We start from the raw sequence: 24,733 nt of genomic DNA on the forward strand, positions 1-24,733 counted from the left end.
ATTTTTAGGCTATTTCTCGGGCAGGCCATGTTTACGTTTTCTAAAAAAATAATTACAGTATGTTTATTATTAGTATTAATTTTAGTTGTTACATTTTGGGTAGGCCGCACTAACGATATTGAAAAAGCAACGGTGCAAGCACAAAGCCAAATTACTCAATTAAATAATTATATTGATACAGAGCTAGCTCGTTTTTCTGCTATTCCACAACTGCTCACTTACAATCAGTTAATGATTGATTTTGTAAGTGGTGAGCAACAACATTACAACGCTATTAATAACTACTTGGCCGACATTCAACAGGCAAGTGGCTCCTCTGATATATTCGTACTTAATACTCAAGGCGAGGTTACAGCGAGTAGCAATTGGCAAGTTGATTACACCTTTTTAGGTAGTAACTTTGCATTTAGACCTTATTTTAAACGTGCCTTCGCAGGCGAAAAAGTGGCCTATTTTGCCTTAGGTATGCGCTCAAAAGAGCGAGGAATTTATTTTTCACAAGCGGTTTATCACGACAACAAAGCGGTAGGTGTTGTGGTATTAAAGGTTAATGTAAGTAAATTTGAAAATGATAGAGAGCTTTTAAATACATCAATGGCGAGTCATTTTTACTTGCAGCTTGCTGATGACGTTATTGCTATGTCGGATGTGCCCGCTTGGCGTTTAAATAGTTTTAGTGAGTTTGATATAACGCAGCGTCGTGATATTAAATTACGCAGAGCGTATTTAGATCATCAACCTGCATATGTTGAGCAATTTCAATATATTAGTGAAGGTATAACGCATTATAAAATAAATAAAAAGTTATATGTAAGCGCAGCTAAACCACTGCGTTATTTTAGCGCAAATATGTATGTGCTTGTTGATGTAACCTCTGTAAATTCGGCGCAATTACCTCGATTATTTTGGGTTAGTGTTATTTACGGTTTAATAACTATTATAGGCTATAGCTTACTGGCTCGTTTTGCTGGCTATAAAAAACTTTTATATTCAAGACACAGTCTAGAAACAAAAGTAATTGAGCGAACACAAGAGCTTGAAAAAACACAAGTTGCGCTAATGCAATCTGCTAAGCTGGCCACAATAGGGCAGTTAAGTGCAGGCATTAATCATGAAATAAATCAGCCATTAAGTGCAATTAACACTTACCTTGCAAGTGCTAAAAGATTGTTAGCTAAGCAAAACTATAGCGCTCTAGCTGAGAGCCTTAATGTTGTTGAAGGGCTTGTAGAGCGAGTGCACAAAATAGTCGGACAGTTAAAGCATTTTAGCAAACCCTCACAAACTCAGTTACGGCCTCACCCATTGGCGGGTTTAATTAATAACGCTTTAATGATAGCCAGCTCGCAATTAAAGCAAGATAACGTGCTGGTAGAGCCACCTCAAATAGATGACGCATTGATTGTATGGGTAGATTCGCTTAAATTTGAGCAAGTGCTGGTTAATCTGATTACTAATGCAAGCCAGGCAATGAATGGCGCAATAGTTCGTAAATTGAGCTTCAAGGTTGAATGCTTTGATAACCGCGTAAAACTCTCAATTTTAGATACCGGTTCGGGTATCGAACAACATGCATTTGGTAATTTATTTGAACCATTTTACAGTACTAAAGCAAGTAATGGTTTAGGGCTTGGGTTATCTATATCAAAGCAAATTATTGATTCGTTTAGTGGATCTTTAAGTGCACATAATAGATTAGAAGGAGGTGCTGAGTTTATAATAAGCTTATCGAGTACGCAGGATAAAGCAGATGATTGAACAATCAGCATGTAAGCACATCATTATTATTGATGATGAAGCTATGATCAGAGATTCATTAAAGCAATTACTGACCCTTGAAGGCTATACAGTTGAGTGTTTTAGCGATGCAAGCGCCGCCTTAACTAAGCTCAACCGCCGTTTTATGGGCGTGGTGCTTAGCGATATAAATATGCCCACAATGGATGGGATAACACTGCTTGAGCAAGTAACTGCCTTTGACAGTGAGCTTCCGGTTATATTTTTAACAGGTTATGCCGATGTAACAATTGCTGTTAAAGCGATGCAACTAGGGGCCTATGATTTATTTGAAAAGCCACTCAATGAAACACTACTCGATTGCATAGCCAGGGCCTGCGATAAACGCAGCCTTGTGATTCAAAACCGCGCATTAAAATTAGCCGTACAAAAAACCTCAGCACCCGGCGTTCGCATATTGGGTGATACGCCTAAAATGCAAGACATGATGCATTTGCTAAATACCGTGATTGATACGCCTGCTGATGTGATGATTGAAGGCGAAACAGGTACGGGTAAAGAGCTTGTAGCACGTTATTTACACGACCAAAGCATTCGTTCTAGTTCTAACTTTGTTGCGATTAATTGCGGCGCAGTGCCTGAGCAATTAATAGAAAGCGAGTTATTTGGCGCAGCAAGTGGTGCCTACACTGGAGCAACTCATGCTCGCAAAGGTAAGTTTGAATTTGCGCAAGGCGGCACCGTATTTTTAGATGAAATTGAAAGTACGCCTATGTCGCTACAAGTTAAATTACTGCGTGTATTAGAGGAGCGCAAAGTAACCCCTGTTGGTGATAATAAAGCAATTAATTTAGATATACGAATTGTGGCTGCAACTAAAGTTGATTTGCTCTCGTTGGTTGAAAAAGGCGAGTTTAGAGCTGATTTATACTACAGACTCAGCTTAGTAAAAGTAAACATACCGCCACTGCGCGCCCGAAAAGCCGACATATTACTTTTGTTTAAGCATTTTAGCTCTATTGCAGCAACGCGTTACCATAAACCACCAGCCCCTCTTAATAGCGAATTACAGCAGCGCTTAATTGCATACGATTGGCCAGGTAATGTAAGGGAGCTCAGAAACCAAGCTGAGCGCGCCGTTTTACTCGGTGTTGAGCTGGCTTTTGTCGTTACAAAAACGCAGTCTCAAGGTGAACTATCTCCCGATTTAAGTCTATCTGAAAAAGTCTCATTTTATGAACAATCCCTAATAGAAGAGGCGTTAGAGCGACACCATGGCAGCATTAAAAATACAATGGAAACACTGCAAATTGCCCGTAAAACCCTCTACGATAAAATGAGTAAATACAATTTAAACCGTGATATGTTCACTGACTAACGTGTGCGGTATTTGTGACAATCTAATTATTTTAATGTGTGGAAAACCGCACATTTTTTTCTTTTATTGTTGATTTATAAAACCAACCATCTGAAATTTAATAACTTTATATCATTGGCAGTAAAGTTGCTCTATTAGAACTGACAACAAGTAGATTCTAATAATCAGGACACACAATGATAAAGTTTACACACCCCTATATTTTACTCACCTCAATGAGTGGCCTCGCTATTTGCTCGTACTCTGCTCAAGCGGCTGAATATGCTGTATATGGTAAAGCTGAGGTACAAATTGCTAATACCGACACGGGTATAATGCGCTACGCAGATGAAGGCACACAAATAGAAGCGCCATTCTCGCGTATTGGTATTAAAGGCGACCACAAACTTAACGAATACCTAAGCGTTGTTTTTAAATATGAAGTACAAGTAAAAGGCTTTGAGGAAGACGACACCGATGAACCTTTCACTGCACGTAATACTTACTTAGGTTTAAAAGGCGCGTTTGGTGAAGTTGTAGTAGGAAGAAACGATACACGTTTTAAATACTCAGAAGGAAAAGTTGATAACTTTAACGAAACCCAAGGCGATATATCACAAGTTATTGCTGGGCAAGACAGACTCGGTGATACGTTAACTTATACCTCTAAATACTGGCATAATGCACAGTTTTCATTTACCTACGCCCCAAAAGATGACAATAAAGATAACGAAGCGGGTTTTGCTGCTACGCTTATCTATGGTGATCGCAATTTAAGCAATACAGCATATTATGTATCATTGAGTCATGTAGAATCGCTTAACAACATCACCGCAAGTCGTATTGCGGGCGCTTATAAGTTTGAACAATTACAATTAGGCGCTCTGTACCAGCATTCAGAATCGGAAGATGGCATTAAATCAGGCAATTGCTATGTTGTAAGTCTAAGCTATACACTTGATAAGTGGGTACCAAAAATTCAGTTTGCTAAAGATGATTCAGCACTTCGTCAAGCTTCAGATGCCACACAATGGACTACTGGGCTTGACTACGTGTTCGATAAGCAAACAACTGCTTACCTTTTATACACCGATCTTAATTTAGAAGAACAAGACGACAGCAGTGTTGCGCTTGGTCTTAAATACAAATTTTAGAGGCCTGCCATGACAGATAATATACTCACACAAGAACCAGGTAAGAAAAGAAATTTTCAATGGCTTTTTTTAATACTAGGCCCTTTAATAATGCTATTAACATGTTTACTCGATCCACCAACGGGTATGTCTGTAGCCGCATTTAAAACCGCAGGTTTAGCATTCTGGATGGCATCGTGGTGGGTGAGCGAAGTAGTACCAATTCCTGCAACTGCTTTATTACCACTGGTAATATCACCACTTGCTGATATAGCAGCAATTAAAAGCGTGGCAGCCCCGTACGCACATCCATTAATATTTTTATTTCTAGGTGGTTTTTTAATTTCCATTGCTATGGAGCGTTGGGGGTTACATAAACGTATTGCACTAAGCACTATGCTCTATGCGGGTAAGAAACCAAGTTTGCAAATTTTAGCCATGATGCTGGTAACCGCATTTTTATCTATGTGGATGTCTAATACGGCTACAGCCGTAATGATGCTGCCTATTGCACTTTCGATCACCAATTTAGTTAAACAGTCAGATCCTGAAAACGAAGGTTTTGGCAAAGCATTGTTGTTGTCGATTGCTTATGGCGCAAGTATTGGTGGTATTGCTACTTTAATTGGCACACCGCCTAATGCTTTAATGGCTGCTTATTTGTCAGATAGCTACCAAATTGAAATAGGCTTCGCGCAATGGATGATTGTAGGTGTACCTCTGTCTTTAAGCATGCTAATTATTAGCTGGGTTTGGCTTACTAAATTTGCGTATAAAGTAGATGCTAATGTTAAAAACGGTCAAAAAATTGATACGAAAGCGGTGTTTTCAACGCAGTTAAAAAATCTTGGAGTAATGCAACGTGCAGAAAAAGGCGTGTTGTTTGTATTTGTACTTGCTGCACTTTGTTGGATATTTAGACCTTTATTAGGTGATATAACGGGTCTTAATATTTCAGATACTACAATTGCAATTGCAGCGGCATTGCTGTTGTTTGTAATGCCAGCGAATAAAGACAAAGAGGAACGTATTCTAGATTGGCATCACGCGTCAGATGTACCGTGGGGCGTATTACTATTGTTTGGAGGCGGATTAACACTCGCGTCTCAAATAAAGTCATCGGGGTTAGCTGAGTATATAGCGCATATGATTGAAGGCGCGAGTGCTATACCTTTAGTTATGAGTGTACTTGTTGTGGTTGCCTTAATTACCTTTTTAACTGAGATCACCAGTAACACAGCCACCGCAGCTGGTTTTTTACCTTTGTTAGGACCCGTTGCAGAGTCTATAACAGGTTCGCCATTGGTTTGGGTTATCCCAGCAGCTATAGCGTGTAGTTGTGCGTTTATGATGCCGGTAGCGACACCACCAAACGCTATTGTGTTTGGCTCAGGGCAAATACAAATGCGCGACATGATCCGCGCAGGTTTTGTACTCAATATTGTCGCTATTGTATTAATTACGCTGGTAACAATGACTATTGCAGCTCAAGTATTTGGTTTTTAAATACCCACTAAATTAGTTCCAACCATATGAGCAGCCTGAAATTTAATTTAGGCTGCTATTTAATCGCATTAGTTAGTGTTATTGCTCGAAAAACAGAACAAGGTTATAGTCTGCGGTAACTTTAAAAATTGAGTAATCTATTTTGAGCACCGACACACCACACGCAATGCCTTTAATTCCCCAATTTGATGAATTGCAAAAAAGCTTTCTCGAAACGCCTTATTTGCCAGTTGATAAACGTCTCGTTTTATTAAAAAAACTACGCACTCGTATTGTTGAACTTGAGCAAGAGCTAGTGGATGCTGCTTCAAAAGATTTTGGTTACAGGACTGCGTTCGATACATTAGTTGGTGACATATTACCTACAGTGCAAACACTCGCGCACATTATTAAAAAGCTACCAAAGTGGGCAAAGCCAAGTAATCGCTCTGTGGGTTTAAGCTTATGGCCTTCTAAAGTCAGTGTTAATTACCAGCCCAAGGGTGTAGTCGGTATTATTGCACCGTGGAATTACCCAATTCAGCTAGCGTTAGTACCTGTACTTACCGCGATAGCCGCTGGTAATAGAGTTATGCTTAAATTGAGCGAATTTACACCTCACACAAACGTCGTTATCGAAAAAATATTTAAAGACGACATGCAAACGCATTGCAAAATAATACAAGGCGGTAGCGACGTAGCCGCGCAGTTTTCATCGCTCCCATTTGCTCATTTATTATTTACGGGCTCAACGGCCGTAGGTAAATTAGTAATGGCTTCGGCTAGTCGTAATTTAACACCCGTAACGCTTGAGCTCGGTGGTAAATCGCCAGTTATTATTACCCAAAATGCCGATATTAAAAAAGCGGCGCAAGCTTTACTGTTTGGCAAGATGGCCAACGCAGGGCAAATATGTGTAGCACCCGATTACGTATTTGTACCCAAAGCGCTTGAGCATCAACTTATTCAGCAGTTATGTGAGCTATATAAAAAGCATTTTAAAGAGGGTGTTGAAGGTAAAAACTTAACCTCTATTATTAGTGATTCGCACTATCAACGTTTAGCAAGTTACTTAGAGCAAGCACAAGAGCTTGGCGCAAATATTATTAAGCCACTTGAACAAAACCAACAAGATGCAGACAAGCATCGTATGGGGCTGCACTTAGTGACTCAAGTTACTGACGATATGCAGCTTATGCAAGACGAGTTATTTGGTCCAATATTACCAATAATGAGTTATGAAAAGCTCGACACTGTAATTGATTACATTAAAGCACATCATCACCCGTTAGCGCTTTATATTTTAGGGCAAGATAAGCACGCTCAAGAATACATTATGAAGCAAACCATCAGTGGCACTGTGGCAGTAAACGACACGCTTGTACAAGTGACTGCTGATGACGTCCCTTTTGGTGGAGTGGGGCACTCAGGTATGGGGCACTATCATGGTGTTGAAGGGTTTTTAACGTTTAGCCACGCTAAAAATACGTTAGTATCAGGATCGTTTAATCCTCGTATTAATCTGTTACTTAAACAAAATAAGCTTATTATTAAGTTATTAAAATGGCTTTACATAAAATAATAGGGTGTTGATTTTGTAAAGTTAAATAGATTTTTAACTTGCTCAATCAAGATATATTAAAAAGGCTGAATTACGTTATGCAATTCAGCCTTTTTTAGATTAGTTTTAAACTAAACTCTTAAACTTAAAATAAGCGACCTTCACCGGCATACGTGCCTACTTGAATTTTTGCATAAATGGCATCGGCTTTTTCTTTAGCTTCTTCAATTTCTTTAGGTAGCATTTTACGCTCATCAAGTTTGCGGCTGTGGCTCGCTTCCATGTTGCCGTTGTACTCAGCAATCGTGTTCCAAATGTATGACTTTTCTAAATCTTTTGGCATACCTAGGCCTTCAAAATACATAAGTGCCAGGTTAAATTGTGCTAAAGAGTAGTTATTAGCCGCCGCTTTTTCGTACCAGTTACGTGCAGCTTCGTAATCACGTGTAACGCCCACGCCATTAGAGTACATAACGCCTAAATTAAACTGAGCTGCAGGTAGGTTTTTATTTGCAGCTTTTTCAAATAAGGTAACGGCCATTTGGTGATCAAGCTTAACGCCTTTACCTTCGTCATATAAAACCGCTAAAGCAAACATAGAATCCGGGTGGTTCTTTTTTACGCCTTGCTGATAAAGTGCAGCCGCTTTTCGGTAATCGCGTGTTACACCGTATCCACCTTCATACAATTTGGCTAATTCGTAAATCCCTGGTGCAAAGCCTTTATCGGCAAGGTATTCAAATTCTTTCAGGGCGACTGCAAATTCACCTTCGTTAGCTGCTCTTATGCCATCTTCTAATGTGGCATGAGCAAAAGGGCTGGCAAGTAAAGCGCCAGCAAGAACGAGTGCTTTAAAATTAAACTGTGACATAACAATGTCTCCAATTAGTAATAGTTACGATAGGTATTAATTAGATGCTAATTTATTAATTTTTTGCACTATTTGCGTGTTTCAAGCGTTTAATACTGATAATTAACGACAAATAAGTGCTTAAGAGTGCCTACTATTATGTTTTACGCCTGCTTTAGTATAAACGCAAGGCGATGCTGTTTAAGATAGCGAGTGTAGAATGCAAGCACATCAATTTAGAAGTGTAAGATACAGATTTTATAGAAAAATTAAAGAAATAAAAAAAGCCCGTTAGGGCTTTTTGGGGTCATATTAACCGTCACTAATATGAGCAATGTAGCAAGTAAATGTGATATTTGATGTTATAACTTGAATCGAGTAAGTAATAACACGAAGCGGCACGCTCTTCTTTTAATGTGTCAGCATCCTTGCTGAATATTCTTCCGTAGGCACTGAGGTCGTTACACTGTGTTTGTACGAATGATTATTAATTAGATTAAAGCACAAGTCAACACTTAAATGATAATTATTATCAAATGACTATTATCTTTACTATACAATTTTTAAAATGGAGAAAGTGATGCTTAATAATCTTAAAACTAAAAAGCTAATACGCTCATGCTTCGCTATAAGTATGCTGTTTTTATGTAGTTGCTCAGCATCCTTTACGTATAACAATTTAAGTTGGCTTTCATCGTTTTGGGTTGATGATTATATTGATTTGAATAAAAAACAAAATGAGCAGCTAAAAGATATAATTAAGACCACTCAAACGTGGCATAGACGCACTCAGTTACCTGCATATAAGCAAGATATACAAAATATTAAAACGCTTTTTAATCAATCACTCGAAACCGATCAATTAAAAGAACAAGTCGTTTTTGCAAAAAAGCATTGGCAAAACTTACTTGAGTACGCACATCTTCCTCTTGCAGAACTAGGTGCAACATTATCTGGTGAGCAACGAGATGAACTTTTAAATAATATTCAATCACAAATTGATGAAGAGCGAGAAGAGTTTAACGATCAAACTGCGCATGAGCGTAAAACTGAGCGTTTAGAGTCACAATTTGAATACTACGAAGAGTGGGCGGGTAAGCTCAGTAAAGGGCAAAAAGCATTAATAACCACGGCCAATGAGCAACATCAAGATTCAAATACACTTTGGTTAGAGTACAAGCAAAACAGGTTAGATTCTGCTAAACAAATATTTGAAAATAAAAGCTTAACGCAAAGCCAATTTATTGATCAATTGAGTACGGTAATAAAAGAGCGTGAGATTTATATGAGCCAAGAGCTACTCAAAATAAATGAAGAAAACCTCAATTTATACATTAATTTATTGTACGAATTAAATATGACGTTGAGCATAAAGCAACGCCAAAGCGTAAATGATCAATTTGATGAGTTAATTGAGACTTTAAACGATATAATAGAAAACTAAATTGTGCATGAATCGCTAAGTCTTGAATTCAGAAGTTTTAAAATAGCTTCTCAGACTAATTTTTTAAACGCAAAAAATGCTTTTAAAGGGCAGTATATGGTTACAGATTTGAAAAGTATCTTAAACTCGTGGTATCCCGAAAGAGATAATCAAGAGTGGGTTTTAGCTACTTTGTACAAAATAGAAGGCTCTAGCTACAGAAAACTAGGCGCTATGATGCTTATTTCTAGCCTAGGCGAGCGCTTAGGGATGCTTTCGGGTGGCTGTTTAGAAGCTGACATACAGCGCCATGCTAAACAAGTAATGAGTACTTTAACAAGTAAAACCATTAGTTATGATGCCACCGATGAAGACGATTTAACATTTCAACTAGGCATTGGTTGTGGGGGAATAGTACACATTTTACTGCAGCCCATTCACAAGGCTAATGACTATTTACAGTTAGATCATGTATCTAAAGCACTTAATGAGAATAAACCAGGGCGGTACCTTCAACAAGTAAGCCCCATTTTGCCAGCCGGTAGTGGCGTATTTACGCAAAATGATGAGCCACATGGTTTATCGATGAACCGCAAAGCGCAGTTGCTAGAGTTACAAGGCGCTACGTGCCTGCAAACCTCTATTTATCCGCCGCCTCATTTACTAATAGTAGGTGGAGGCGCTGATGCAGTGCCTGTTTATGCTCTAGCAAAGCAGCTTGGTTGGAGTGTAACTGTATGGGACACACGCCCTGCAAATGCAAAAAGGCAATATTTTAAAAATGCAGATGCTATTTTGCGCATCACGCCGAGTGAGTTAAAAGAATATTGCATAATAAACAAAGTAGATGCGGCTATTTTAATGGCTCACAGTGTTGAACTAGATGCAATTACGCTCAGTCAATTTGCTGATGTTGCTTTTAAATATATAGGGTTACTTGGGCCTAAGCACAGACGCGAACAGGTACTAGAGCATGCAAGTACAAAACGTGAACAAATTAAGGCTCCTGTGTTTGGTCCTGTAGGGCTAAATTTAGGTGGGGATTCGCCAGAGAGCATAGCGCTTTCGCTCATTAGTGAAATACATGCGGTGCTTAGCAATAAAAATGCACAGTCGTTAAGTAATTGGGGTCAAGAGCTGTGCTAATTGCAAAAGTAGTGCTGGCAGCAGGTCAATCATCTCGTTTTGATGGTTGTAAGCTAATAGCCGATGTGGGCTTAGGGCAAACAATGATTGAGCGAGCGGTTGAAGTGCTGCAAGCGCTTGATGATTCACCCGTATATGTAGTTACAGGAAAGTGGCATGCAGAGGTTGTACAAGCACTCAGCGGGCATTCAAATATATATATTATTGAAAACAAACGGTGGGATGACGGCTTAGGTGTTTCAATTGCTGTCGCTTCGCAAGCGCTATCTAAACACCCTGCTTATAATGGAATTTTATTTATGCTTGCCGATCAGGTTGAGCTTAAAACGCAGGATCTAGCTGCATTAGTTACAGGTTTTACACGTGAATCCACGCGCTGGTGTGCAAACTATGGCGAGCGTTTAGGTGTACCCGCTATATTCCCAGCGGTTGATTTATCAAAGCTTACAAGCTTAACTTCAGATAAGGGTGCACAGCAATTACTGCGTTCCAGCAGTGAAGTCGTCAATACAATTAATTTAAGTAGTGCGAGTGTAGATATAGATACACAACAGCAGCTGAGTAATTTTATAGCTAAGCATGAATTAAAAGCACACGAAAAGTAATTGAATTATATCAGTTGTAACTATGATTATGTTTAAAGTATTTAGCTGTGAATACAATGGGTATTACACAGTAAATGATGTTTTTAGAGTGAGTAGTTACAACAATTTTAACGGTTAAAGCCAAAGTATTAACTAATACTGAGGTTATAAAGCTTAATCAAGGGGCAAGCTATGGTGACATTTACAATTAATGGCAAGGTGGTTGAATCACACGCAAGTGAAGATACACCATTGTTATGGGTTATTCGTGATGAAATTGGATTAAAAGGTACGAAGTTTGGTTGCGGTATTGCAATGTGTGGTGCATGTACGGTGCATTTAGATGGGCAAGCAACTCGCTCATGTGTGCTACCAATTGGCGCTATTGCGGGTAAAAGCATTACCACAATTGAAGGACTTAATAACGAACACCCACTTCAAAAAGCGTGGATTGAAGAGCAAGTACCACAGTGCGGTTACTGTCAATCGGGGCAAATAATGCAAGCTGCTACATTACTTGCTGCAAACCCTAGCCCGTCAGATGAAGAAATAGTCAGCCACATGAATGGCAACTATTGCCGCTGTATGGCTTACAAGCGTATTAAAACTGCTATTCAACGCGCTGCAGATGAGTCACAAAGTGTAGTAAATATATTTGATCCAAATGCACAAGACGCTTAACTGGAGCCGATAATGAAAAAATTATTTCAAAAAAATAGCGAAACCGTTAATTTAAACCGTCGCTCGTTTATGATTGGTACTGCAAGTGCGGGCTTAGTTATGGCGTTCGCCCCTGCGTTGTTTTCGGGTTCGCTCAGTGCAAAAGAATCAATTGCACAACAGGCTTTTTCACCGACTATTTGGTGGACTATGAGCAGCGATGGCGCCGTAGAAGTAAGTATTGCTAAAGCTGAAATGGGTCAACATATCGGTACTGCACTTGCGCGCATTGTAGCTGATGAACTTGAATGTGATTGGGATAAAGTATCAATTACCTACGTAGATACTCACGAAAAATGGGGCTACATGGTTACCGGTGGTTCGTGGTCAGTGTTCCAAAGCTTTAAGCCACTGTCGCAGGCGGGTGCTGCGGGCAGAATTGCGTTAATAGACGCAGGCGCGAAAATGCTAGGTATGGCTGCGGATAAATGCCACGCTGAAAAAGGTTATATTGTATCGGGTGATAAATCGGTTAGTTACGCTGACATTGTTAAAAAAGGCGAGTTTAATCGCACATTTACCAGTGATGAAGTTGCAAACCTGCCACTAAAATCAGCTAATAAACGTCACTTAACGGGTCTTAAACAAGACTTTAAAGCGCTCGATATACCGGCTAAAACAAATGGCACCGCAGTATATGGGATAGATGTAGAAGTTGAAGGCATGTTGTACGCGCGCCCAGTAATACCGCCAACCCGTTATGGCAGTACGGTGACAAATGTTGACGATAGTGCAGCAAAAGCGATTAAAGGCTACAAAGGTTATGAAGTTTTAAATGACCCTAGTAACACAGTGCAAGGCTGGGTTGTTGTTCTTGCGGACAACTACCCAAGTGCCATTAAAGCAGTAGATGCTTTAAAGGTGAGTTATAAAAAGGGTGAGTCGGCAAATATATCTGAAGCTGATATTCAAAATGAAGGTAAACGATTGTGCGAGCAAAGCGACTCCGGTACTTTGTTTGTTGATGACGGCGATATAAAGAAAACCCAAGCCGATGCCAATGAATCGTTAGAATCAATGTATACCACAGCAACAGCGAGTCATTATCAGCTAGAGCCACTCAATGCGTTAGCCGAATTTAAAGACGGTAATTGGATTATTCATACGGGGAACCAATGGCAATCTCTTACGTTACCCGCTATTGCAAAAGCACTTGAAGTCGCCCAAGAGAAAGTAATTATTCGCCCTTATTATTTAGGCGGTGGCTTTGGTCGCCGACTATTTGGTGATTGGACTGTACCGGCAGCCCTAACTGCTAAAGCAGTAGGTAAACCAGTAAAGCTAGTATTTACACGCGCGGACGATAGTTTATTTGATCAGTCTCGCTCTGCATCTGCAGCAAAAATGACAGCATCGTTTGATAAAAACGGCACTTTCACAGGAATGGAACATGCATTTGCGGCAGGTTGGCCTACCAAAGCAATGGCACCCGGGTTTTTAGCTCCAGGTGTTGATGGTAAAGGTAAATTTGATGCGTTTTCAGCATCGGGCGCCGATCATTGGTATAGCATGAGTAGTCATCGAGCACGTGCTATTAATAACGAAGTTGCACAAAGCACCTTTACTCCAGGCTGGTTACGCTCAGTAGGACCAGGTTGGATTGCATGGAGCCTTGAGTCGTTTATTGACGAAATTGCCCATAAGCAAGGCAAAGATCCGGTTCAATTTAGAATCGAAATGTTAGATGGTAAAGGCAAGCAAGCAGGTAAAGCACCTGAGAGTGTTGGTGGAGCGCTACGTTTACGTAATGTACTTAAAACAGTGTCTGATAAAGTCGCTTCTGTTAAATTAGCGAAAGATGAAGGCATTGGTTTTTCAGTGAGTTCGGGGCAAGAGCGCACAATGCCAGCTTGGCTTGCAACCGCAGCACATGTTCATGTTAACCGTGATAGTGGTAAAATAACGCTTAAAAAACTTTATGTTGTTGTAGATGCAGGCTTAATTGTTCATCCTGATGGGGCATTGGCGCAAATTGAAGGGTCGTTATTATGGGGTAGCAGCCTTGCTTTACACGAGTCAAATACGTATAAAGATGGACAAGTATCGGCTACTAACTTTAATACTTATTTACCGCTAAGAATGCAAGATGTACCAGATATAGACATTGAATTTTTACAAAGTGATGAGTTTCCTGTTGGTTTAGGTGAGCCTGGGGTTATAGGCGTTGCACCAGCCATAGGTAATGCCGTATTTAATGCTGTAGGTGTGCGTTTACGTGATCTACCAATGAAGCCAAGCGCAGTTAAAAAAGGCTTGGATGCGTAAAGCATAATTAAAATAGTTAAAGGGGCCTGTTTTAGAAGGTTCCTTTAGCTATTACACGTATTTTTGTAATTATTATTATATATTAATAACTAAAGCAGTTTAGGTAGCGATGGCTTATTGATATTAGTTAAGGTTTGTTTATGCTAATCGACCCAACAGGGCGAGAGTTTAGTTACTTGCGTTTGTCTATTACTGACGTATGCAATTTTAAGTGTGTTTATTGTTTACCCGACGGTTATCAAGGCGGGAGTGACCGTGGTTTTTTAAGTGTGAATGAAATTAGCAATACGCTTAAAGCATTTGCTCACCATGGTATTGAAAAAGTAAGGATCACTGGCGGAGAGCCCACCTTACGTAAAGATTTTATAGATGTTATTCGCGCCGCAAAAGATATTGCAGGTATCAAAAAAATTGCAATGACCACCAATGGCTTTTCTCTTCATAAAAACATTCACAACTGGGTAGATGCCGGCTTAAATGCAATTAATGTAAGCATTGATACCTTAGACCCACGCATGTTTAACACTATTACTGGGCACGATAAATTTACCTCAGTAATGAAAGGTATTGATACCGCGCTTGAAACAGGGATTGATTCGGTAAAAATAAACAGTGTGCTTATGAAGCAATATAACGCAAAAGAGTTTGATACGTTTTTAAATTGGGTTAAACATCGCCCCGTTACTATTCGCTTTATTGAGTTGATGCAAACAAACGATAACAAAGCCTTTTTTGATGCTAACCATGTCTCTGGTCAGGTGTTAAAAGCTCAGTTATTACAAACAGGGTGGCAGCAAGTTGCGCGTAGTGCATCAGCGGGTCCTGCGCAAGAGTTTGCACATCCTGATTATCAAGGCAGAATTGGTTTGATTATGCCTTACAGTAATGACTTTTGTAGTACCTGTAATAGGCTAAGAGTAACAGCCAAAGGGAATCTGCATTTATGTTTATTCTCTGAAGAGGGGATATCGCTAAGAGAATATATGAATGATAGTTCTAATAGTGAGTTAATGGCATTGCTATCGCGTTATATTAAAACTAAAAAACCAACTCATCTTTTACATCAAGGTAATACAGGTATTACGACTAATTTATCTATGCTAGGTGGCTAGTTATTAAGGTTGCTTGATGAAGCTAAAATACCAAACATGCCCCTAAAATGCATAACATTATCCTAAAAAAAGGTAATAACAGGGTTTATCTACATGGTTTTAGAGCAACAAAGCTTGTTAAATTATATTTTCCCGTTAAACTTAATTTTTATTTTTTGTTAAGTGATTAGAATGGATATCGCAGCTCTTAATAGCACTAAATCATTAAGGAAGGACGTCCTGAGAGGGATGTGTCTTTGTTTTGGTTTTTTATCAGCTGGATTTGCGGGGCTTAATTTAACCGTAAATAACTTTCCACTGCTTGGCTATATCGAAATCTGTTTTTCCATTTATTGTATATTTACTTATATTTCACTTACACGCCGTCCACTACAGTTTTGGCAATCGGTTGTGATGTGCGCACTTGTAACGTTTATTGTTATTTTAGCTACAGCGTTAGCATCGCCTCGTAACGGTGTATTTGTATGGTCGTTTGCATTACCTATTTTGTACTACCTGTTGTTAGGTAAACAATATGGTGTAATTTTCTCTGCAAATTTATTAGCTATCCAAGTGTTTATTTTAGGGAGTAAATATACTCTTTCACCCTTTGAAACCTTTAACTTATCCCTAAATTTAATTTGTGCTTATTTTAGTATTTGGGCGATTTCTCATGTTTTTGAAGGGAGTCGTTCGAATTTTTCAAAGCGACTTAAAAATTTAGCGTTACTTGATCCATTAACGGGTGCAGGTAATCGGCTTTCAATGAGCCACTACTTTGAAGTAGAACTACAAGATAAGTCACAGTTATATTTATTTTTACTCGATTTAGACTTTTTTAAACAAGTAAATGACGAGCACGGACATGGCGTGGGTGACCAAGTACTTGTCGAAGTGGCCACTTTACTAAGGGTTGCACTTGGCAGAGGGTACGTATTTAGAGTTGGCGGTGAAGAGTTTGCTTTATTTAGCTCTTTTGCAAATGAAGAGGCTGCACTAGACGCCGCTGAACAAATAAGAGCACGTTTTGAAAATACAACTTTTGATATTGATGGCCTTGCTATCAATATTACAACGAGTATTGGGATCGCAAAATTTAAAAGTACTAATTCATTGGAAAGCTTTGTAAACCAAGCGGATAAACAGTTATACAAAGCAAAACAATTTGGTCGTAATAAAGTGTATTGTAAGCTTAAAAAAGAGCACGATTGTGAGGCGGTAGTTGCTTAAGTTGCCTTACCTAGTACATTACCTAATACATTTGCTCGAAGTTAGGGATCCCGTTTTCCCAAATTGGTTTATCTTTTCCTATATGTTCGCGTACAGCATCAAAAAATAACCGAGTTCTTACCGGTAAATCTCGATGCGGATACACGGCATACATCGCACTAAACTCCATGAGTTTCACATCAGTCAATAAAGGCACTAGTTTACCCTGTGATATTTCATCACCAATAATAAATGCAGGGGCGACAAAGTAAGTGGTGCCCGATAATGTTTTCATCAGTAATGACTCTGCATCGTTTGCTCTAAACACACTTTTTATTTTTTGCTCGCAGGGCTCACCTTTACTGTTGTAGTAATCTATAGCATCTATCCGAATAGAGTTACTGGCGTAGCTTGCTGCTGGCAATTGTGCTAAATCTTCCATTGTTTTGGGCATACCATAAGTGTCTATGTACTCTGGTGCTGCAACAATGAGTAAGCGATTACGCGCTATTTTACGTGCAATAAGGGATGAATCTTTGGGCTCACCAACACGAAATGCTAAATCAAACCCTTCAGAAACTATATCTACTAATCTATCGTCTAAGCGCAGTTCAACTTCTACTTGCGGAAAGCGTTTTTGAAAATCATTAAGTACAGGTTGCAAATAACGCCTGCCAATCAATGTTGATGACGTGATTTTTAACACCCCGCGTGGCTCTAAATGGTAATTTTCTGCCATGCGTACTGTTTCGCCGAGCAACTCTCTAAGCTCAGCGGCCTTTTTAATCATTTCGGCGCCCGCCGCTGTGAGCGAAAACGAACGCGTTGTGCGGTTAAGTAACCTAACGCCTAGCTCATCCTCTAAACGGCTAATTTGCTTAGATATAACAGAGCGATCTATGTTGCGTAATTCTGCAGCTTTTGCAAAAGAGCCTTGCTCAACCACTTCAAGTAACATTAAAAGTCGACTTGTTGTATCCATTATTACACCTTAACTAATTCATTGATGCCATTTTGGCATTAATGAATTTAAAAATCTATGGTTTTTACACACGGGTTTAATCCGTATTATACGAGGCTAATCAACAATGGAGCGTCTTCATGAACAAACATCTAATTGCTGCAGCACTTACTGCGGCATCTTTAACACTAGCAGGTTGTGCTGATGAGAGCACAGCTCAATCAGCACCTGCACAGCAACTTCAACCAATTGATGTAGCACAGGTGCTTGTTAAGCCGGTACAAAGCTGGCACACATATACAACTCGTTTAGAGTCTCCACAAGAAGTTGCTTTAATGCCGCGTGTGTCGGGAATAATCGATAGCATTGAATTTAAAGAAGGCGACGTGGTTAAAGAAGGCGATGTTTTATTTCAATTAGATGCTCGCCCATTTGCAGCGGTTGTTGCTAGTTTAAAAGCGCAAATCAACAGCGCACAAGCTGCCTTAGAGCAAGCTAAAAGTGAAGACAAACGTGCGGTACGATTATTAGACCGTAAAGCAATCTCTACTGAGCAAGCACAAGCGCGTACTTCAACACTACGCCAACGCGAAGCACAGCTTTCTGCACTTCAAGCACAGCTTACATCGGCAGAACTTGATTTAGAATTTACGTCTGTTGTATCACCAATTGATGGCATTATTTCTCGCGCAAATATTACCAAAGGTAATAACATACTTGCGGGCCAAAGCGTATTAACGTCAATTGTTTCAAACCAAGCAATGTACGCTTATTTTGATGTTGATGAACGCACATGGAATCACTCTTTTAATGATGTTACTGCTGCGAGTCAACAAACTGTTGTAATGCAAAAAGTGGGTCAAAGCGATTTTGCATACAAAGGTTACATTAACTTTATTGATAACCAAATTAATTCATCAACAGGTACATTACGTGTACGTGCAGTATTTAATGAAGACAGCAACCAGTTACGAGCAGGCTCGTTTGCACGTATAAAGCTGGCTGCAAATTCTATTAGCGACGCGATTATTATCCCAGAACGTGCAATTGGTACCGATTTAAAAAATCGTTTTGTATTAACGGTTGGCGAAAACAACGTACTTGAATACAAACTAATTACTACTGGTGAGCGTTACGGTGCATTACGTGCGGTTACATCGGGTCTTAATGAAGGTGATGTTATTGCTGTAAATGGCCCCGCTCGCGTAGGCCCAGGTATGCCAATCTCTCCGCAAACAGTAACAATTGATACAAGTGGTGTGGCATTTACATTGTTAAATGACAATGCACAATTTGTGGCTAAGCAATAAGGTTTATTGATGAAATTTTCGCATTTCTTTATACAGCGTCCAATATTTGCGGCCATGCTGTCATTGGTTATTTTAATTGCTGGTGGTATATCACTATTTCAATTACCAGTAAGTGAATACCCAGAAGTAGTTCCTCCAACAGTGGTTGTAACTGCCAATTACCCGGGTGCTAACCCGACCGTTATTGCGCAAACAGTGGCAACACCGCTGGAGCAAGAAATTAACGGCACTGAAAACATGTTATATATGTTTTCGCAAGGTACCAGTGATGGCCGTATGACATTAACGGTGACCTTTGCGTTAGGTACCGATTTAGATCGTGCTCAAGTACAAGTACAAAACCGTGTAAACAGTGCACTTCCGCGTTTGCCTGAAGAAGTACAACGTTTAGGTGTTGTGGCTGAAAAGTCATCACCAGATTTAACCATGGTAGTGCATTTATACTCACCTGAAAAAACGCACGACACAGCGTACTTATCTAACTATGCCGATTTAAACATTAAAGATGAAATTGCACGTTTACCAGGTGTAGGTGATATTCGCATGTTTGGTGCTGGCAAATACTCAATGCGAGTATGGCTAAACCCAGATGCACTGGCTGCACGCGAATTAACAGCAACAGATGTTGTAACAGCACTTCGCTCGCAAAATCAGCAAGTTGCTGCAGGTAGCTTAGGCGCGCAACCAATTTCAAACGACAGTCAATTTCAAATATTGTTAAACGTTAAAGGTCGTTTAAATAGTATTGAAGAATTTGAACAAGTTATTATTAAAGTAGGCAATGAAGGTCAGTTAACGCGTTTATCTGATATAGCCCGTGTTGATTTAGGTCAAGACACTTACTCACTACGAGCAGAGCTTGATAACCAACCAGCACTTGCAATGCCAATATTTCAACGCCCTGGTTCTAACGCTATTGAGCTTTCCGATCAAGTACGCGAAACAATGGCGCGCTTATCTAAAGACTTTCCTACCGGTGTTGAATACGACATTGTGTACGACCCAACGGTATTTGTTCGCGGCTCAATTGAAGCGGTAATTGCCACTTTGCTTGAAGCCATTGTACTGGTAGTTATTGTTGTTATTGTATTTTTACAAACGTGGCGTGCATCAATCATCCCGCTAATAGCCGTGCCTATTTCACTTATTGGTACGTTTGCAGTAATGCAGTGGTTAGGCGTATCAATTAATACCTTATCGTTGTTTGGCTTAGTACTGGCTATAGGTATTGTTGTAGATGATGCGATTGTAGTTGTTGAAAACGTAGAACGTAATATCGAAAAAGGCTTATCGCCACTTGAAGCAACCCGCGTTGCAATGAGCGAAGTAACAGGCCCTATTATTGCAATTGCGCTAGTACTAAGTGCTGTATTTATTCCTACTGCGTTTATTACCGGTTTATCAGGTCAATTTTATAAGCAATTTGCACTTACAATTACAATTTCGACTATTATCTCAGCGTTTAACTCATTAACGTTATCGCCTGCGCTTGCTGCATTGTTATTAAAACCGCATGATGCAAAACCAGATGCGTTCACGCGTTTACTTAATAAACTGTTTGGTCGTTGGTTGTTCCAACCATTTAACCGCGTGTTTAATCGTGGTGCTAAAGGTTACGAAAAACTGGTACAAAAACTAATTCGTATGACCGTTGTTGTTATGGTGGCTTACATTGCATTAGTTGGTGGCACAATTAAGTTATTTGATGCTGTACCGGGTGGCTTTATTCCACAGCAAGATAAACAGTATTTAGTGGCGATTGCGCAGTTACCTGATGCATCAAGCCTTGACCGTACTGAAGATGTGCTTTCTCAAATGCAGCAAATTGCATTAGAAGTACCAGGCGTTGCACATACCGTTGCATTTCCTGGTTTATCAGTGAACGGTTTTACTAATAGCCCTAACAGCGGCATTGTATTTACACCACTTGAAAGCTTTGACAAACGTACCGATCCAAGCCAATCAGCGATGGCGATAGCGGCAGAGTTGAATAAACGCTTTGCTGCCATTGATGAAGCATTTGTAGCGGTATTTCCGCCGCCGCCAATTCAAGGTTTAGGCACTACCGGCGGTTTTAAACTGCAAATAGAAGACAGAGCTAATAAAGGGTTTGAAGCCTTATTTAATAGTCTGCAAGCTGTTATCGGTAAAGCGCAGCAAGATCCAGCATTAATGGGCTTGTACTCAAGCTTCCGTATCCAAGTTCCACAAATGGATATTGATATTGACCGTGAGCAAGCGCTAATTCAAGGTATTCCACTTGATGAAGTATTTGATGCACTGCAAATTTACTTAGGCTCTGTGTACGTAAATGACTTTAATATGTTTGGCCGTACCTACCAAGTAAATGCACAGGCTGATGCTGACTACCGCTTAGACCCTGATCAAATACTTAATTTAAAAGTACGTAACCGCTCAGGTAATATGGTGTCACTAGGCTCTGTATTAACAGTTACACCAACAATTGGTCCTGACCGTGTTATGCATTACAACGGTTACCCAAGTGCAGAACTAAATGGTAGCCCAGCACCAGGTTACAGCTCTGATCAAGCACAAGTTGCTATTGAAAAAGTACTCGCAGACACACTACCAACAGGTATTGAATATGAGTGGACTGAAGTAACGTACCAACAAGTACTTGCCGGTAACACCATGGTTTATGTATTCCCGTTAGTTGTATTACTTGTATTTATGGTACTTGCAGCGCAGTACGAGAGCTTACGTTTACCACTGGCAATTATATTAATTGTACCAATGACTATTTTCTCAGCCTTGTTAGGTGTGTGGTTTGTTGGCTCTGACAACAACATATTCACCCAAATAGCGTTAATAGTACTGGTTGCGCTGGCCTCTAAAAATGCGATATTGATGGTTGAGTTTGCAAAAGACAGACACGACACTGGCTTATCGCACCTAGAGGCAATGCTAGAGGCCTGTCGTATGCGCCTACGCCCAATATTAATGACCTCAATTGCGTTTACAGCAGGTGTTGTACCGTTAGTTCTTGCTACAGGTGCGGGCGCCGAAATGCGACACGCAATGGGTAATGCTGTGTTCTCAGGCATGATAGGTGTAACCGTGTTTGGCCTATTGTTTACGCCGGTATTTTATATGTTAGTTACTAACAAAAAAGAGAAAGCGCAGGAGAATACCCATGACTAAATTAGTGCAAAAAAGACTTAAAACAAGTCTAACTGCCAGTGCGGTATTAGTTGCTGCGTTTTTATCAGGATGTGCGAGTAAAATCGATACTGTTAGCGAGCAGAATGTTGTTAGTGATTTTGTGACGAGCGCAAATATCGCGGGCAAACTTACAGGGGCAGACGAAACTAATTGGTGGAAAGGGCTTGATTCACGTCAGTTAGACCAGTTAGTTGCCAATGCTTTAGCTAATAACCACGACTTGCAAACAAGCCAGTTAACGCTTAAGAGTGCATTAGCACGCTTAGGCGAGCAAAAAGCGCGATACTTACCGCAAGGTGGTATTGAAATTGGCGCACAGCGCAGTGGTTTAGGTGATACAAACAGCCGTCAATCGAGTGCTAATTTAGCGCTTGATTGGCAGCTTGACTTATTTGGCCGAATTACAGCCTTGGTTGATGCCGCTAGTGCATCGGCCATGAGCCAAGCCGAACAAGTACGTTTATTGCAAATTGAAGTGGTATCGTCAGTTGTTAAAGGCTTTGTAAGCTATCAAGGTAATGTTGAAAAGCAGCACATTGTTACGCTTCAAATAGAAGCACTTGAGCAAAGCATTGACGTACTTCAAGCTCGTGTTGATGAAGGTGTTGCAAACGAACTTGATTTAAACAGAACGATGGCGCAGTTAAGACAGCAGCAAGCATTAATTCCGGCTATTGAATATGCTAAATTTAGCGACTTATCGACTTTAGCCGTTTTAACCGGTCGTTTAGCGCAAAATGTTGAATTAACAAACGAGCAGGTTATTTTAGAGCGAGAGTTTAGTGTTTCACTAAGTGAACCTAATAAAGCAATTGCATTAAGACCTGACATTAGCCGCGCACTTTATGACTTTAGCCAAGCAAACAGTTTAAGTGTCTCGGCAAGTAAAGCGTTATTGCCAGACATAAGCTTAAGTGGCTTTGCAGGCGTACTTAGCCTAGGTAGCAATGGCTTTAGTGATACACAGCAACAGTGGCAAGTAGCGCCGCAGTTACAGTGGTCTATTTTAAGTTATCCTGCGCTTTTAGCGCAGCGTGACGCGCAACAGTTTTTAAGTGAAGCTGCGTACAGCGATTATCAACAAGTAGTATTAACTGCACTAAGTGAAAGTGAACTTTCACTGCAATTGTTGGTCAATCAAGCACAGCAAAAACGCTTTGCCGATGAACGTTATGACTTTGCTAATAAAGCATTTTTACAAGCACAAGCAATGTACGAAGAAGGTCAAATTCCTTACCTTGAGTTGTTAGATGCGCGCCAGGATGTTTTAATAGCACAAGAAAATGCTGTTGAAACAACAATTTCTTCACTGCTTGCCAAAGTAAATGCTTACCAGTCATTTAATGGGCAATGGAGTTATGCGTTAAACGACACTAATAAGTAGAGTTATATTGATGCCAAATACTGAAAATTTACATGAATACATTATCCCGCAAACTATGCGCGCTATTGTACTGCCAGAACCAAATGAAGCAATTGACTTAGCGGATGCTGAGCTGCCTGTTCCTATTTGTGCAGATAACGAGCTGCTTGTAAAAGTAGAGTACGTTGGTTTAAATCCAGTTGATGGTCAATTTGCTAAAACAGGCTTTTGTAAATGGCAGTATCCACACATTTTAGGCTTAGATGCCGTAGGTGTTGTGGTTAAAGCTAATAAAGGTGTGTTTCCAAATGTTGGCCAGCGCGTTATGTGGCATGCCAACATTGGTGAGCAAGGTGCTTTGAGCGAATACACCAAGGTACCTAACTTTGCAGTGTCGGTTGTACCAAATAACTTAAACCCAGCCATTGCAGCAACACTTCCATGCGCGGGTATGGCAGCACTTATTAGCTTAGATAAAATAGGTATTAGTGAAGGCGATACTATTTTTATTGAAGGCGGAGCTGGAGCGGTAGGGCAGTTTGCTATTCAATATGCAAAACAGCGCGGTGCAGATGTATTTACCACGGCATCAAAGCGTAATCACAAGCTTGTTAAGCAGCTAGGTGCCGATGTGGTTTTTGATTATAGCGATAAAAAGCTATGCGAAAAAATACGCAGAGAACTTGGCCCGCAAGGCTTTGATGCCGTTATAGATACGATTGGTGGTGAGTGTACTCAGCGTAATATTGAGTTAATGCGTTTTTGCGGACGTATTGCCTGCTTAAATCCGCTCCCTTGTTTTGATCAAGACTTAATGTATCACCGAGCGCCCAATATTAGTGTTGTATCGATTGGTGGTGCATGGCTTGCTAATAGTTTATGTTCGCAGCAGCGTTTGAGCTTTATGGGTAATTTGTTACTAGAAGGGGCTGTTAGTGGCGACATTAAACACCCAGAAATAACGCCCGTAGATTTTAGTGCTGAGTCAGTATCGCAAGCGCTTAATAAACAACTTGCGGGTGGTTTTACCGGCAAACAAATTGTTAAAGTTGCTAAGTGAAACGCTTATACAATTTGATTTAAGTTTAGGTGATTTTAGCTAGTTTTAGCTAAATTAATTACTTATGTAGCCTCTATAAATTAAATAAAAACGCAGCCTATTTTTGCTGCGTTTTTTTATGCCTATCAGAAAATAAATGCAGCGCTAGAGATTTTGCGGTTTTATTCATCATTTTAGTTAAAATACTTTTTTTCAGCGTACAACTGTAAGCCTTTGTGTTTCAACAGTTTACGTTCAGGTAAAGAAAATAAATTGGAAAAACTGTTAATTAATTGAATAGAGTAATTGATCTAAA

General features: G+C 39.9%; 18 protein-coding genes. 16 read left to right on the top strand and 2 right to left on the bottom strand.

The window, feature by feature from the left end; genetic code table 11:
* Window positions 1–27 precede the first annotated feature (27 nt).
* From I6F53_RS02520 to I6F53_RS02540, 5 genes are all read left to right on the top strand, one after another.
* Window positions 28–1,758: a sensor histidine kinase gene (locus I6F53_RS02520; protein ID WP_197238353.1), complete on the top strand. Its 1,731-nt coding sequence runs from the start codon at window positions 28–30 to the stop codon at window positions 1,756–1,758.
* On the top strand, window positions 1,751–3,115 hold the full coding sequence (locus tag I6F53_RS02525) for a sigma-54-dependent transcriptional regulator (protein ID WP_197180226.1): 1,365 nt from the start codon (window positions 1,751–1,753) through the stop codon (window positions 3,113–3,115). The genes I6F53_RS02520 and I6F53_RS02525 overlap by 8 nt, the downstream gene beginning before the upstream one ends.
* Before the next feature lie 176 nt (window positions 3,116–3,291).
* Window positions 3,292–4,248 (top strand): porin, encoded by a 957-nt coding sequence (locus I6F53_RS02530; protein WP_197238354.1) that lies wholly within the window; start codon window positions 3,292–3,294, stop codon window positions 4,246–4,248.
* Window positions 4,249–4,257: 9 nt separating this feature from the next.
* The gene (locus I6F53_RS02535; RefSeq protein WP_197238355.1) at window positions 4,258–5,733 is read left to right on the top strand and encodes an SLC13 family permease; all 1,476 of its coding nucleotides are present in this window, start codon (window positions 4,258–4,260) and stop codon (window positions 5,731–5,733) included.
* Between the two features lie 166 nt (window positions 5,734–5,899).
* Complete coding sequence (locus I6F53_RS02540; RefSeq protein WP_197238379.1) at window positions 5,900–7,294, top strand: coniferyl aldehyde dehydrogenase; 1,395 nt, start codon at window positions 5,900–5,902, stop codon at window positions 7,292–7,294.
* A 124-nt stretch (window positions 7,295–7,418) separates the two neighbouring features.
* On the opposite strand, the gene I6F53_RS02545 is transcribed toward I6F53_RS02540, so the two are convergent.
* Window positions 7,419–8,144: a tetratricopeptide repeat protein gene (locus tag I6F53_RS02545; RefSeq protein WP_197238356.1), complete on the bottom strand. Its 726-nt coding sequence runs from the start codon at window positions 8,142–8,144 to the stop codon at window positions 7,419–7,421.
* Between the two features lie 559 nt (window positions 8,145–8,703).
* Here I6F53_RS02545 and I6F53_RS02550 point away from each other — a divergent pair.
* The 7 genes from I6F53_RS02550 (at window position 8,704) to I6F53_RS02580 (ending at window position 16,582) form a co-directional block, all read left to right on the top strand.
* Window positions 8,704–9,567 (top strand): DUF6279 family lipoprotein, encoded by an 864-nt coding sequence (locus I6F53_RS02550; RefSeq protein ID WP_197238357.1) that lies wholly within the window; start codon window positions 8,704–8,706, stop codon window positions 9,565–9,567.
* 96 nt (window positions 9,568–9,663) lie between these two features.
* Window positions 9,664–10,692, top strand: coding sequence for an XdhC family protein (locus I6F53_RS02555; RefSeq protein WP_197238358.1), 1,029 nt, complete (start codon window positions 9,664–9,666; stop codon window positions 10,690–10,692).
* Entirely contained in the window at window positions 10,686–11,297 is a 612-nt protein-coding gene (locus tag I6F53_RS02560; RefSeq protein ID WP_197238359.1) for a nucleotidyltransferase family protein, read from the top strand. Before I6F53_RS02555 ends, I6F53_RS02560 begins: the two co-directional genes overlap by 7 nt.
* 171 nt (window positions 11,298–11,468) lie before the next feature.
* A complete protein-coding gene (locus I6F53_RS02565) occupies window positions 11,469–11,957 on the top strand; it encodes a (2Fe-2S)-binding protein (protein ID WP_166420059.1) in 489 nt (162 codons plus the stop codon).
* Between the two features lie 12 nt (window positions 11,958–11,969).
* A complete protein-coding gene (locus I6F53_RS02570) occupies window positions 11,970–14,261 on the top strand; it encodes a xanthine dehydrogenase family protein molybdopterin-binding subunit (RefSeq protein ID WP_197238360.1) in 2,292 nt (763 codons plus the stop codon).
* Between the two features lie 140 nt (window positions 14,262–14,401).
* Window positions 14,402–15,373, top strand: coding sequence for a GTP 3',8-cyclase MoaA (moaA, locus tag I6F53_RS02575; protein WP_197238361.1), 972 nt, complete (start codon window positions 14,402–14,404; stop codon window positions 15,371–15,373).
* A 171-nt stretch (window positions 15,374–15,544) separates the two neighbouring features.
* Window positions 15,545–16,582: a GGDEF domain-containing protein gene (locus I6F53_RS02580; protein ID WP_197238362.1), complete on the top strand. Its 1,038-nt coding sequence runs from the start codon at window positions 15,545–15,547 to the stop codon at window positions 16,580–16,582.
* Between the two features lie 22 nt (window positions 16,583–16,604).
* Here the strand turns inward: I6F53_RS02580 and I6F53_RS02585 are convergent, their stop codons facing one another.
* Window positions 16,605–17,543, bottom strand: a complete 939-nt coding sequence (locus tag I6F53_RS02585; protein WP_165729475.1) for a LysR family transcriptional regulator — start codon at window positions 17,541–17,543, stop codon at window positions 16,605–16,607.
* A 119-nt stretch (window positions 17,544–17,662) separates the two neighbouring features.
* Here I6F53_RS02585 and I6F53_RS02590 point away from each other — a divergent pair, with 119 nt between their 5' ends.
* The 4 genes from I6F53_RS02590 to I6F53_RS02605 are packed head-to-tail and all read left to right on the top strand — an operon-like array spanning window position 17,663 to window position 24,438.
* On the top strand, window positions 17,663–18,832 hold the full coding sequence (locus tag I6F53_RS02590) for an efflux RND transporter periplasmic adaptor subunit (RefSeq protein WP_197238363.1): 1,170 nt from the start codon (window positions 17,663–17,665) through the stop codon (window positions 18,830–18,832).
* Window positions 18,833–18,841: 9 nt separating this feature from the next.
* Complete coding sequence (locus I6F53_RS02595; RefSeq protein WP_197238364.1) at window positions 18,842–21,994, top strand: efflux RND transporter permease subunit; 3,153 nt, start codon at window positions 18,842–18,844, stop codon at window positions 21,992–21,994.
* Window positions 21,987–23,399, top strand: a complete 1,413-nt coding sequence (locus I6F53_RS02600; RefSeq protein ID WP_197238365.1) for a TolC family protein — start codon at window positions 21,987–21,989, stop codon at window positions 23,397–23,399. The genes I6F53_RS02595 and I6F53_RS02600 overlap by 8 nt, the downstream gene beginning before the upstream one ends.
* 10 nt (window positions 23,400–23,409) lie before the next feature.
* Entirely contained in the window at window positions 23,410–24,438 is a 1,029-nt protein-coding gene (locus I6F53_RS02605) for a zinc-binding dehydrogenase (protein WP_197238366.1), read from the top strand.
* Window positions 24,439–24,733: the final 295 nt, after the last annotated feature.

This window comes from Pseudoalteromonas sp. SWN29 (genome assembly GCF_015864465.1).
GTDB lineage: Bacteria > Pseudomonadota > Gammaproteobacteria > Enterobacterales > Alteromonadaceae > Pseudoalteromonas.